This window comes from Enterobacter cloacae complex sp. CDL013 (genome assembly GCF_049238805.1).
Taxonomy (GTDB): domain Bacteria; phylum Pseudomonadota; class Gammaproteobacteria; order Enterobacterales; family Enterobacteriaceae; genus Enterobacter; species Enterobacter hormaechei_C.
Genome location: NZ_JBMKGT010000005.1, coordinates 37,315 through 50,358 on the forward strand (window position 1 = coordinate 37,315; position 13,044 = coordinate 50,358).

Genomic DNA, 13,044 nt, shown 5'->3' on the forward strand with positions numbered 1-13,044 from the left:
CAACGAGGTGTGCTGATTAGAACTGGTAAACCAGACCCAGAGCCACGATATCGTCGTTGTTGATGCCCAGCTTGTTGTCGTCTTTCAGCTGGTTGATCTGATAGTCAACATAGGTAGACATGTTTTTGTTGAAGTAGTATGTCGCACCAACGTCGATGTAGTTGATGTAGTCTTCGTCACCGATACCTTCTACGTCTTTCGCTTTAGATTTGTAGTAAGCGATGGATGGACGCAGACCGAAGTCGAACTGGTACTGAGCGACGACAGAGAAGTCCTGAGACTTGTTAGCGAAACCACGGCTGCCCAGACGCGCTGCGTTACGCATTTCGCCATAAATAGCTGCCAGGTAGATGTTGTTCGCGTCATATTTCAGGCCGGTTGCCCACTGTTCAGCTTTGTCACCTTTACCCCATTCCAGCGTCTGCTGGTTGTTGGTACGGTCAGCGGCGCCATAAGCACCCACAATGCCGAAGCCTTCGAAATCATAGCTCAGTGAGGTTGCCCAGCCGTCGCCGTTGGAACGTACTGCATCAGTACGCTCGTTTTTGCCCAGGTACTGAACACCAAAGTTCAGACCGTCAACCAGGCCGAAGAAGTTGCTGTTACGGTAAGTCGCCAGACCACCCGTACGGCCTGCGAAGAAGTTATCGCTCGCGCCGGTGTCGCCGCCGAACTCAGGCAGCATATCGGTGATGCCGATTGCGTCATAGACCAGACCGTAGTTACGACCGTAGTCGAAGGAGCCTGCGTCACCAAATTTCAGACCTGCGAATGCCAGACGGGTTTTGTTGCCGTTCTGTGCATCGCCACCTTCAGAGTTGTTACCCTGGAAGTTGTATTCCCACTGACCGTAGCCAGTCAGCTGATCGTTGATCTGAGTTTCACCTTTGAAGCCCAGACGCGCGTAAGTGTTGTCGCCATCGTTGCTGTCATTATCGGAGAAGTAATGCAGGCCGACTGCTTTCCCGTAAAGATCTAATTTGTTGCCGTCTTTGTTATAGATTTCAGCAGCGTTTGCTGCACCGGCTACCAGCAGGGCAGGGACTACCACTGCCAGGATATTGCGCTTCATCATTATTTATTACCCTCATTGGTTTTTTTATGACACTCGCCACTGCCGTCAATAAATTCTGTCAATAAATATTTCCGGAACTATTGATGAGAGTTAGGTGTCTTTATGTGTCTGACAGGCATCTTTCCATTCATAGAACCGTTTCGCTACACTGAAAGTGCTACAATCTTCAAGATTCAGTTACCAAAAGAAAATATATGTAACTAAATGTGTAATTTTGGGAACTTTGTGAAGCACCTCAAACTTCAGCGCTATCTGGTGAATTAAACCTCCGCTTTATTCTTATATATATGATTTCCTTATGTTTAATTTAGCTAAAGGCCTTTCGTATAAACAGAAGTTAAACGGCTCATTATTTCTTATAATCGACAAAAGCCATCCAGATGGCTGTGAGGGTGGTTGTTTTTTGTGCTATTGCGTAAGGAATGTATTAAGCGCCATAAAAATGGGGTTATTTTTTTGTCTCAGGATATTTCGTGGAAACAAAACGTAACAGGTAGGGGTAATCGCGGGGTTGTGGTTTAAATACGCTTACTTTTGACTGACGAAAACTGACATTGCAGGATAAAATAATGGCCAGCATTTGCTGGCCATTAAGGATTTGGTCGGTTAGAAACTTGCGTTACGCGGTGTGCGTGGGAACGGAATCACATCACGTACGTTCTGAACACCTGTTACGTAAGCAATCAGACGTTCAAAGCCAAGGCCAAAGCCGGAGTGCGGGACGGTGCCGTAGCGACGGAGATCGCGATACCAGCTGTAGTCCGCCGGGTTCAGACCCATCTCCTGCATACGCGCGTCCAGCACATCCAGTCGCTCTTCACGCTGGGAGCCACCGATAATCTCACCGATGCCCGGCGCCAGCACGTCCATCGCGGCAACGGTTTTACCGTCTTCGTTAAGGCGCATATAGAACGCCTTAATGTCTTTCGGATAATTTTTCACCACAACCGGTGCTTTGAAGTGCTTCTCTGCCAGATAACGTTCGTGCTCGGAGGAGAGATCCACGCCCCAGTAAACCGGGTTTTCGAATTTCTCACCGCATTTTTCCAGGATAGCGACCGCGTCGGTGTAATCCACCTGCGCGAAGTCTGCGGAGACGAAGCGCTCAAGACGGGCGATGGCGTCGTTATCGACACGCTCAGCGAAGAATTTCATGTCGTCTGCGCGCTCTTCGAGAACCGCTTTGAACACGTATTTCAGCATCGCTTCTGCCAGGCCTGCCACGTCATTCAGATCGGCAAAGGCCACTTCCGGCTCCAGCATCCAGAATTCCGCCAGGTGACGGCTGGTGTTGGAGTTTTCCGCACGGAAGGTTGGGCCGAAGGTATAGATCTTAGACAGCGCACAGGCGTAGGTTTCGCCGTTCAGCTGGCCAGAAACCGTCAGGAAGGCTTCTTTACCAAAGAAGTCTTTGTCGTAATCCACTTTACCTTCCGGCGTACGCGGCAGGTTTTCCATATCCAGCGTTGAAACGCGGAACATTTCACCTGCGCCTTCGGTATCGGATGCCGTGATCAGCGGAGTAGAAACCCAGAAGTAACCCTGCTCGTCAAAGAAGCGATGCAGCGCCTGCGCCAGCGTATGACGCACGCGGGCAACCGCACCAATCAGGTTGGTGCGCGGACGCAGGTGCGCAACTTCACGCAGATATTCGATGCTGTGACGCTTTGCAGCCATCGGATAGGTGTCCGGATCTTCAACCCAGCCGGTCACTTCCACCGAGGTCGCCTGAATTTCGTAGCTCTGACCCTGGCCCGGAGAGGCCACCACAACACCGGTGACGATCACGGAACAGCCGGTTGTCAGGTGCAGAACGTCATCATTGTAATTGGGCAGAGAATTATTAATGACGGCCTGTACAGGATCAAAGCAGGAACCGTCATAGACGGCGAGGAAGGAGATGCCAGCTTTAGAATCTCGGCGAGTACGCACCCATCCGCGCACGGTGACCTCCTGGTCAACGGCGACACGGCCCTGGAGTACGTCGGCTACAGGCACAACGCTCATAATATTCTCTCTGTTAATAGTCGGAAAAAATAAACACTTGTCCGCCCTTATAGGGGGGGATATCTATGTTACCTGCCATCCGCTATCAGACAAGTAAATTTCACCGTCTTGAGAGAAGAAATAAGAAATAAATAAGAGAAGGGGAGCCATGAAGGCCCCCCCGAAGCCGTTAACTGGCTTTTTTAACCTGAGGCAGATCGAAGGCTTTACGTAATGCGCGGACAAACGCTTTGTCATGGCAGATGGTTTTGCCAGGGCTGTCGGAGAGCTTCGCGACCGGCTTACCGTTACATTCCACCAGTTTTATGACGATGTTCAGCGGTTTCACCTGAGGGATATCACAGGTTAACCGCGTACCAATCCCGAAACTCAGGTTCACCCGCGATGAGAAGTGGCGATAAAGGTCGACGGCTTTCGCCAGGTCAAGGTTATCGGAAAAGACCAGCACCTTACTCATTGGGTCGATACCCAGCTTTTCGTAATGGGCGATGGCTTTCTCACCCCATTCAACCGGGTCCCCGGAATCATGGCGCAAACCCTGGTAGCGTTCGGCAAACTCAGGGCCAAAGTCGCGCAGGAACGCGTCCATGGTAATGCAGTCGGTAAGGGCAATACCCAGCCGATCCGGGTATTCCTCTAGCCACGCGGCGAGGGCGGCGCGCTGGCTGTTGGCAAGGTCAGGGCTAATCTGCTGGTGCGCCTGGAACCATTCGTGCGCCTGGGTGCCCATCGGCGTTAAATCAAGGCGACGTGCCAGATCGTAGTTACTGGTGCCAACGAACCACGGCTCCTGTTGCAGACGTCTGACAATGGCTTCCTGAACCTCGCGAGAGAAGCGGCGGCGCGTGCCAAAGTCCATCAGACGGAAGCGGGACATATCCAGCCCTTCGGTCAGTCTGGAAAACTCAACGAGTTTATTCTCCAGAGCGGCGACCGCCTGCGTCACACCGGTTTCAGGGGAGCGATAGCGGTGGGCCAGCTCGCTGATCACGGCCAGAAGCGGCACTTCCCACATGATCACCTCGCGCCACGGGCCGGTCAGACGAATGTCCAGCTTGCCGTTATCATTGGTGACGGTGACCTGTTCCGGCTTATAGCGGAACTCACGCAGCCAGTTCAGATAGTCCGCTTTAAAGAAAGGCAGGCCTGAAAGCCACTGATATTCGTCATCGGTGAGCGCCAGATGCTGCATGGCCTCGACCTGTTCACGAATGGAATCTGCGTAGATACCCAGCAAGTCGTCACCCCGGCAGCGAAATTCCGCCGCAACATGGACATCATGATAGTGGTGAAACACGGCTTGCTGCATATGCAGCTTGTACGCGTCGGTATCCAGCAACGTATGCAGAACCGGAGAAGCGAATTGAGTCATAGGTGCGCTGTAGCATCCTCTCACGGGAGCGTTTAGTACAATAAACAACTCCGGAGTATACCCTGTTTAGTGATTTATTGAACCCCGATCACAACATAAGCACACTTTATGGTCGAGAGCATTTCGTGCCCCGTGTTATAAAAATGTAGCTAAAAAGGGCGTTGTGCCTGAAAAGATGAACATTCTGCATAGCGCGTTTTACACAACAGGAATATATTGAATCGTTACTCGACAAACGATGCATAAGGTTTTCTATGACACAACAGCCACAAGCTAAATACCGCCACGACTACCGTGCGCCGGAATACCTGATAAGCGATATCGATCTGACTTTCGACCTGGATGCCACAAAAACCGTCGTGACGGCGGTAAGCCAGGTGACGCGCCAGAGCGCGACAGCCGTGCCGCTGCGTCTGGATGGTGAAGACCTGACGCTGGTTTCCCTGCATATTAACGATGAAGCCTGGTCAGACTATAAAGAAGAAGGCAACCAGCTGGTCATCGACAACCTGCCGGAACGCTTTACCCTGCGCATCGTGAATGAAATTAGCCCTGCCGCCAATACCGCGCTGGAAGGGCTTTACCAGTCAGGCGTAGCCCTGTGTACCCAGTGTGAAGCCGAAGGTTTCCGCCACATTACCTGGTATCTTGATCGCCCGGACGTCCTGGCGCGCTTTACCACCAAAATTATTGCCGACAAAACGCTGTACCCGTACCTGCTCTCCAACGGCAACCGGATTGGCGAGGGGGAACTGGAGAATGGCCGTCACTGGGCACAGTGGCAGGATCCGTTCCCGAAACCCTGCTATCTGTTTGCGCTGGTGGCGGGAGATTTCGATGTTCTGCGCGACACCTTTAAAACGCGCTCTGGCCGTGAAGTCGCGCTGGAGCTGTTCGTGGACCGTGGCAACCTTGACCGCGCACCGTGGGCAATGACCTCTCTCATCAACTCCATGAAGTGGGATGAAACGCGCTTTGGTCTCGAATATGACCTCGACATCTATATGATTGTTGCTGTCGATTTCTTCAACATGGGCGCGATGGAGAATAAAGGTCTTAACATCTTTAACTCCAAATACGTGCTGGCGCGTACCGATACCGCCACGGATAAAGATTACCTCGATATCGAACGCGTTATCGGCCACGAATATTTTCATAACTGGACCGGGAACCGCGTCACCTGTCGCGACTGGTTCCAGCTGAGCCTGAAAGAGGGCTTAACCGTCTTCCGCGATCAGGAGTTCAGCTCCGATCTGGGATCGCGGGCGGTGAACCGCATCAACAACGTGCGCACTATGCGTGGTCTGCAATTTGCAGAAGATGCCAGCCCAATGGCCCACCCGATCCGCCCGGATAAAGTCATTGAGATGAATAACTTCTACACCCTGACGGTGTATGAAAAAGGCGCTGAAATTATCCGCATGATCCACACCCTGCTGGGCGAAGAGAATTTCCAGAAAGGGATGCAGCTTTACTTCGAGCGTCACGACGGCAGTGCGGCCACCTGCGACGATTTCGTCCAGGCGATGGAGGACGCCTCTAACGTGGATCTGTCTCATTTCCGCCGCTGGTACAGCCAGGCCGGTACGCCGATCGTGACGGTCAAAGACGACTACAACCCGGAAACCGAGCAGTACACGCTGACCATCAGCCAGCGCACGCCGCCAACGGCCGAGCAGGAAGAGAAACATCCGCTGCACATTCCGTTCAGCGTTGAGCTGTACGACAACGAAGGCAACGTGATCCCGTTACAGAAGGGCGGTCACCCGGTGCATAACGTGCTGAACGTGACCCAGGCAGAGCAGACCTTTATCTTCGATAACGTCTATTTCCAGCCCGTTCCCGCCCTGCTGTGCGAATTCTCCGCGCCGGTGAAACTCGAATACAAGTGGAGCGATCAGCAGCTGACGTTCCTGATGCGTCACGCGCGCAACGATTTCTCGCGCTGGGATGCGGCACAAAGTCTGCTGGCGACCTACATCAAGCTGAACGTCAACCGTTACCAGCAGGGCCAGCCGTTGACGCTGCCGGTTCATGTGGCAGACGCGTTCCGTGCCATCCTGCTGGATGAGAACATTGACCCGGCGCTGGCGGCTGAAATTTTAACGCTGCCGTCTGCGACTGAAATCGCCGAGCTGTTTGACATCATTGATCCGATTGCCATCGTCGCCGTGCGTGAAGCGCTGACCCGCACGCTGGCGACCGAACTGGCAGATGAGTTCCTCGCCATTTACAACGCCAACAAGCTGGACGCGTATCGGGTGGAACATGCGGATATCGGTAAACGTTCCCTGCGCAATACCTGCCTGCGCTATCTGGCGTTTGGTGAGGCAGAGCTGGCGAACACGCTGGTCAGCAAGCAGTACCACGAAGCCGATAACATGACGGATGCCCTGGCCGCGCTGGCTGCAAGCGTTGCCGCCGAGCTGCCGTGCCGCGATGCGCTGATGCAGGAGTACGACGACAAGTGGTATCAGGATGGTCTGGTGATGGACAAGTGGTTCATCCTTCAGGCCACCAGTCCGGCAGCCGATGTACTCAGCAAAGTACGTAGCCTGCTGAAGCACCGTTCGTTCACCATGAGCAACCCGAACCGCGTCCGCTCTCTGATTGGTGCCTTCGCCAGCAGCAACCCGGCCGCGTTCCATGCCGAAGACGGCAGCGGTTATCAGTTCATGGTTGAAATGCTGACCGAGCTGAACAGCCGTAACCCGCAGGTGGCGTCTCGTCTGATTGAGCCGCTGATCCGCCTGAAACGTTACGATGCGCAGCGTCAGGCGAAAATGCGCGCCGCGCTTGAGCAGCTGAAAGGGCTGGAAAATCTGTCTGGCGATCTGTACGAGAAGATTGCTAAGGCGCTGGCCTGATGTAAAAAAGCCCGGTGGCGCTACGCTTACCGGGCCTACGTGGGGTCGCGGGGCATCGGTTTTCTCCCTCTCCCTGTGGGAGAGGGCCGGGGTGCGGGCATCAGGCATTAGCTTTAATCAACACCCGTTCACTTACCCCACGCTTCATCACCCGATCCAGCACTTCGGCTTCCAGCTCCCCCAGTCGGGCCGATCCCACGCGGCGAGGACGCGGAATATCTACCGTCAGATCCAGACCAATTTTACCTTCTTCTATTAACAGCACCCTGTCTGCCATTGCCACGGCTTCACTGACATCATGCGTCACCAGCAGCACCGTAAAGTCGTGCGTCTGCCATAGGGTTTCAATCAGATCCTGCATTTCGATCCGCGTCAGGGCATCAAGCGCGCCGAGCGGTTCATCAAGCAGCAGCAGGCCGGGACGATGAATCAGCGCGCGTGCCAGCGCTACGCGCTGCTTTTGTCCACCCGACAGGGCCGCAGGCCACTCTCCCGCGCGATTCTCCAGCCCTACCGCAGCGAGTGCCTGCCGGGCGTCCTCCCGCCAGCTGCCCTTCAGGCCCAGCCCGACGTTATCCATCACCGTTTTCCACGGCAGCAGACGCGCATCCTGAAACATCATGCGCGTATCATCCTGAATCGTGGCCAGCGGCGTAGTGCCTGCCAGAATGTCACCGCTGTTTGGCGCTTCCAGCCCGGCTAAAAGACGCAGCAGGGTACTCTTGCCGCCACCGCTGCGGCCGACAACGGCCACGAACTGTCCGGCAGGAATGTGCAGATCCAGTGCATTCAGAATGGTGTTGTCGCCGTAGCGTTTGGTCACGCCGTTCAGCAGTAACGGTGTTCCCTGGTTCAGTCGTGCAGTATTCATGCTTTCGCCTCCTGAGCGGTGTAGGCCGGGTTCCAGCGCAGCCAGCTACGTTCCAGCCACTGGGCGCTGACGTCCGCAAGTTTGCCGAGCAGGGCATAAAGGATAATGGCAACCACCACCACGTCCGTTTGCAGGAACTCGCGGGCGTTCATGGCCAGATAACCAATGCCGGAGTTAGCCGAAATGGTTTCCGCCACGATCAGGGTTAGCCACATCAGGCCGAGCGCAAAACGCACCCCAACCATAATGGAGGGCAGGGCGCCCGGCAGGATCACATGGGTAAACAGGGCAAAACCTGACAGGCCATAGCTGCGGGCCATCTCAACCAGACCGCGATCGATATTGCGGATCCCATGCCAGGTATTGATATAAATCGGGAATAACGTTCCCAGCGCCACGAGGAAAATTTTGGCGCTCTCATCAATGCCAAACCACAAAATAACCAGCGGGATAAGCGCCAGATGCGGCACGTTACGCAGCATCTGAACGGAGGTATCCAGCAGCCGCTCACCCCAGCGGGACAGGCCACTGATCAGCCCCAGCGTCAGGCCGATGCTTCCGCCAATCGAAAAGCCGATTACCGCGCGCCAGGAGCTGATGGCAAGATGTTGCCACAGCTCACCGCTGGCGCTGAGCGACCAGAACGCTTCCACAACGCCCTCCGGAGAGGGCAAAATGCGGCTCGACAGCCAGCCAGTTGAAGACGCCAGTTGCCAGACGAGGACAATGCCGACGGGCAGAAACCACGGCGCGGCGCGCAGTAGCCATTTTTGTGCGGTTGCAGACATGGTGGCTCCTTAGCTTTGCGCGACTTTTCTCGGGATAAACGCGTTCGCCACGGCTTCGCCCTGTAACTGAAGCTGGCGTGGCTGCGGAATTTCCGGGATAGCGACATCCAGGTGCGGGAACAGCAGTTCACCCACCTTGTACGCCTCCTCCAGATGCGGGTAGCCAGACAGGATAAAGCTGTCGATCCCCAGCGCCGCGTATTCATTAATGCGTGCCGCTACGGTTGGACCGTCGCCGACCAGCGCCGTGCCGGCGCCGCCGCGCACCAGACCCACCCCGGCCCACAGGTTCGGGCTGATCTCAAGATTTTCACGCTTGCCGTTGTGCAGGGAGGCCATCCGGTGCTGGCCCACGGAGTCGGTTTTGGCAAACGCCGCCTGTGCTTTAGCGATAGTATCGTCGTCCAGATGAGCGATCAGACGGTCGGCGGCTTGCCAGGCCTCGTCGTTGGTTTCGCGGACGATCACGTGCAGGCGAATACCAAAGCGTACCGTACGGCCATGTTCTGCGGCTTTAGCGCGTACCTGAGCAATTTTCTCTTTCACCAGCTCCGGTGGCTCGCCCCAGGTCAGATAGAGATCGACCTGCTCAGCCGCCAGCTCCTGCGCCACGTCCGACGATCCGCCAAAATAGAGGGGAGGGCGCGGCTGCTGTAACGGCGGGAAGTAGAGCTGCGCATCGCGAACGTGGATATGTTTCCCTTCGAAGGTGACGGTTTCCCCTTCCAGCAGACGTCGCCAGACGCGGGTGAACTCTGCGGAGGCTTCATAGCGTTCGGTATGATCGAGGAAAACGCCATCCCCCGCCAGCTCCTGCGGATCGCTGCCCGTCACAAGGTTGAACAGCGCACGGCCGTTGGAAAGCCTGTCCAGCGTTGCCGCCTGACGCGCCGCGACGGTGGGCGACACCACGCTCGGGCGCAAGGCTACCAGGAATTTCAGGCGCTGGGTGACGGGGATCATTGACGCGGCAACCAGCCACGCATCCTCACATGAACGGCCCGTCGGGATCAGCACCCCGGTAAAACCGATGCGGTCTGCCGCCTGGGCGATCTGCTGTAGGTAGCCGTGATCGACCGGGCGGGCGCCTTCTTCTGTGCCAAGATAGTGTCCATCACCGTGGGTGGGTAAAAACCAGAAAAGATTCAGACTCATGATTTTTTTCCTTCAATGCCAGCGGGTTGCCAGATGCGTTCGCGAATATTCACCTGCTTTGGAACCAGGCGGTTTTGATAAAAGAGGTCTGCCGTTTGCTGCTGGAGAGCGGCAACGTGGGCGTCAACCGGTGCTATGGTGGTGGGAGGACGGTGGTCAAGATAGGTGGCGATCACCGGTTCAGGCAGGCCCATGGTTTTTGCCAGCAGCGTGATGCTCTGCTGACGCTGGCTTTGGGTCAGCGCATCGGCCTGAGAGAAGGTATCCAGCACCTGCTGAATAAAGGCGCCATTTTTCTCAGCGTAAGGACGTGCCGCCAGGTAGAACGAACCGGTCTGCTTCAGGGTGGTGCCGTCTTTCAGCACCCGCACACCGCCCTGCAACAGTGCGGCGGAGTAGTACGGATCCCAGATAGCCCAGGCATCAACATTTTTTTGCTGAAACGCCGCGCGCGCATCGGCAGGCGTCAGGTAAACGGGCTGGATATCGGTGAATTTTAGGCCGGCCTCCTGCAACGCGCGCAGCAGCAGGTTGTGCGAGCTTGAACCTTTCTGGAAAGCAACCTTATGGCCTTTGAGGTCGGCGACGCTTTTGATCTCGCTGTTTTCGGGCACCAAAATAACCTCTGCCTTCGGCTTGGCGGGCTCAACGCCAACGTAAACCAGATCCGCCCCGGCAGCCTGCGCAAAGATCGGCGGGATATCGCCGGTGCTGCCTAAATCAATACTCCCGACGTTCAGCGCCTCCAGCATCTGTGGTCCGGCAGGGAACTCGACCCATGAGAATTTGGTCTCCGGGAAACGCTTCTCCAGCAACGCATGGCTTTTCGCCAGCACCATGCTGACGCTGCCTTTCTGATAACCGATACGCAGGCTCTCCGGCGCTTTCACCGTCGCCTGAGCCAGCGACGCCACTGCCAGCAGACCTGCCAGCCCGATACGGGTAAGTGTTTTAAACATGCGCCACTCCTTGTGATTGATGAAATGCCGCCGCGTGGCGATCCCGACGGTTCAGGGCGTGCCAGAAGGTTTCAAGCGCGCTGTCGAGGCGGGTTTGCAGATTCGGCGTGAAATGCGGTTTATGCTGGTAGTCGATTACCTGTGAGTCGTCAGCGAAGACGCCATGCAGGATCTCCTGTGCTTTCAGCGCGTTCAGAACCGGCTTGAGGGCATAATCCACCGCCAGTAAATGGGCTACCGTACCGCCTGTGGCCAGCGGCAGGACGACCTTACCGTCCAGCGCACGTTCGGGCAGCAGATCGAGGAGCGTTTTCAGTGCGCCGGAAAAAGAAGCTTTATAAATCGGTGTCGCGACGACCAGCCCGTCAGCACTCTTAAGTTGTTCGATCAGGGTTTTCAGCGCCGGGCTGTCGAAACGGGCGTAGAGCAGATCTTCAGGCGCGAAATTGTGCAAATTCCAGTGACACACTTCGACATCCAGAGCATTAAGCTTTTCGCGAGCGTATTCCAGCAGTGCGCTGGAGCGAGAGGGGAAGCGGGGGCTTCCGGCCAGGGTAATGACGCGCATGGTTGCTCCTTATAACTAATTGTTTGCTTTTATCTAACATTCATAACAATTTTCAGGAGTGTGACATTGCGTGGTTATTCCACTAAATGATTTATCCTCAGGATGAATGCAGAAAAATGCATAAGAAGCGAACCGATAAGTAAACGATTGCGTTTTACGTGGCTTTTTTTGCCACAGGTCAATTCCCTTTCCGGGCGGGATCGCACATAATCCCCTCCCGGTTTGCACACCGGGAATCCAGGAGAGTTCATGTACTACCCCTTCGTTCGTAAAGCCCTTTTCCAGCTCGATCCTGAGCGCGCTCATGAATTTACATTTCAGCAGTTACGCCGTATTACAGGAACGCCTCTGGCCGCGCTGGTGCGTCAAAACGTGCCGGAAAAACCAGTTCAGTGCATGGGCCTGACTTTCAAAAATCCACTGGGCCTGGCGGCCGGTCTGGACAAAAATGGCGAATGCATTGATGCACTCGGTGCGATGGGCTTTGGCTCGATCGAAATCGGGACGGTAACGCCGCGTCCGCAGCCGGGAAATGACAAGCCACGTCTGTTTCGCCTGGTTGAAGCCGAAGGGCTGATCAACCGCATGGGCTTTAATAACCTTGGCGTCGATCATCTGGTTGAGAACGTTAAGAAAGCCCATTTTGATGGCGTGCTGGGTATAAATATTGGCAAAAATAAAGACACGCCGGTCGAGCAGGGTAAAGATGACTATCTGATTTGTATGGAAAAAGTCTATGCCTATGCCGGTTATATTGCGGTGAATATTTCCTCGCCTAACACCCCAGGGCTGCGTTCATTACAATATGGCGAAGCGCTCGACGATCTTCTTAGCGCCATTAAAAATAAACAAACGGCGCTACAGGCGATCCACCATAAATATGTTCCGGTCGCGGTTAAGATCGCCCCGGATCTTTCGGCAGAAGAATTGATCCAGGTTGCCGACAGTTTAGTTCGCCATAATATTGATGGTGTGATTGCGACCAATACGACACTCGATCGCTCTCTCGTTCAGGGAATGAAAAACTGTGACGAAGCGGGTGGATTAAGTGGCCGTCCGGTACAATTAAAAAGCACCGAAATTATTCGCGCACTCTCCGCGGAATTAAAAGGCCAGCTGCCGATTATTGGCGTGGGTGGCATTGACTCCGTCATCGCTGCACGTGAGAAGATGGCGGCAGGCGCATCGCTGGTGCAAATTTATTCCGGCTTTATTTTTAAAGGGCCGCCGCTGATTAAAGAAATCGTCACGCATATCTAATCTTTTCTCTTAATCAGACAACCAGGGCTTTATTTCCAGCCCTGGTTGTTTTATATTCCGTCATTGTTGCTTATTTAGACATTATAGTCTTTTATTACTAGTGTTATAAGCGAAGCGGCAAA

Annotated in this window: 10 protein-coding genes; 2 read left to right on the forward strand and 8 right to left on the reverse strand. The window is 54.9% G+C overall.

All coding sequences use genetic code 11. The features are described from left to right. Positions 1-16: 16 nt before the first annotated feature. The 3 genes from ompF to pncB all read right to left on the reverse strand — a co-directional run bounded on the left by ompF (position 17) and on the right by pncB (position 4,454). Complete coding sequence (gene ompF / locus ACOTXD_RS10765) at positions 17-1,075, reverse strand: porin OmpF (RefSeq protein ID WP_023324410.1); 1,059 nt, start codon at positions 1,073-1,075, stop codon at positions 17-19. Positions 1,076-1,681: 606 nt separating this feature from the next. Beyond that, complete coding sequence (gene asnS / locus ACOTXD_RS10770; protein ID WP_003858191.1) at positions 1,682-3,082, reverse strand: asparagine--tRNA ligase; 1,401 nt, start codon at positions 3,080-3,082, stop codon at positions 1,682-1,684. Positions 3,083-3,251: 169 nt separating this feature from the next. Beyond that, positions 3,252-4,454, reverse strand: a complete 1,203-nt coding sequence (gene pncB, locus ACOTXD_RS10775) for a nicotinate phosphoribosyltransferase (RefSeq protein WP_003858188.1) — start codon at positions 4,452-4,454, stop codon at positions 3,252-3,254. A 254-nt stretch (positions 4,455-4,708) separates the two neighbouring features. Between pncB and pepN the strand changes: the two genes are divergently transcribed. Next, entirely contained in the window at positions 4,709-7,321 is a 2,613-nt protein-coding gene (gene pepN / locus ACOTXD_RS10780) for an aminopeptidase N (protein ID WP_061856346.1), read from the forward strand. A gap of 100 nt (positions 7,322-7,421) precedes the next feature. Here pepN and ssuB read toward each other — a convergent pair whose 3' ends face one another. From ssuB to ssuE, 5 genes are read right to left on the reverse strand one after another with little or no spacing between them, the layout of a single operon-like run. Beyond that, positions 7,422-8,192, reverse strand: a complete 771-nt coding sequence (ssuB, locus tag ACOTXD_RS10785) for an aliphatic sulfonates ABC transporter ATP-binding protein (RefSeq protein WP_061856347.1) — start codon at positions 8,190-8,192, stop codon at positions 7,422-7,424. Beyond that, the gene (gene ssuC, locus ACOTXD_RS10790; protein WP_003858185.1) at positions 8,189-8,980 is read right to left on the reverse strand and encodes an aliphatic sulfonate ABC transporter permease SsuC; all 792 of its coding nucleotides are present in this window, start codon (positions 8,978-8,980) and stop codon (positions 8,189-8,191) included. The genes ssuB and ssuC overlap by 4 nt, the downstream gene beginning before the upstream one ends. A gap of 9 nt (positions 8,981-8,989) precedes the next feature. Next, a complete protein-coding gene (ssuD, locus tag ACOTXD_RS10795) occupies positions 8,990-10,135 on the reverse strand; it encodes an FMNH2-dependent alkanesulfonate monooxygenase (protein WP_003858183.1) in 1,146 nt (381 codons plus the stop codon). Next, entirely contained in the window at positions 10,132-11,094 is a 963-nt protein-coding gene (locus ACOTXD_RS10800; protein WP_061856348.1) for a sulfonate ABC transporter substrate-binding protein, read from the reverse strand. Before ACOTXD_RS10800 ends, ssuD begins: the two co-directional genes overlap by 4 nt. Next, entirely contained in the window at positions 11,087-11,662 is a 576-nt protein-coding gene (gene ssuE / locus ACOTXD_RS10805; RefSeq protein ID WP_003858180.1) for an NADPH-dependent FMN reductase, read from the reverse strand. The genes ACOTXD_RS10800 and ssuE overlap by 8 nt, the downstream gene beginning before the upstream one ends. Positions 11,663-11,911: 249 nt before the next feature. On the opposite strand from ssuE, the gene pyrD reads away from it, so the two are divergent. Further along, positions 11,912-12,922: a quinone-dependent dihydroorotate dehydrogenase gene (gene pyrD / locus ACOTXD_RS10810; protein ID WP_015570907.1), complete on the forward strand. Its 1,011-nt coding sequence runs from the start codon at positions 11,912-11,914 to the stop codon at positions 12,920-12,922. Positions 12,923-13,044: the final 122 nt, after the last annotated feature.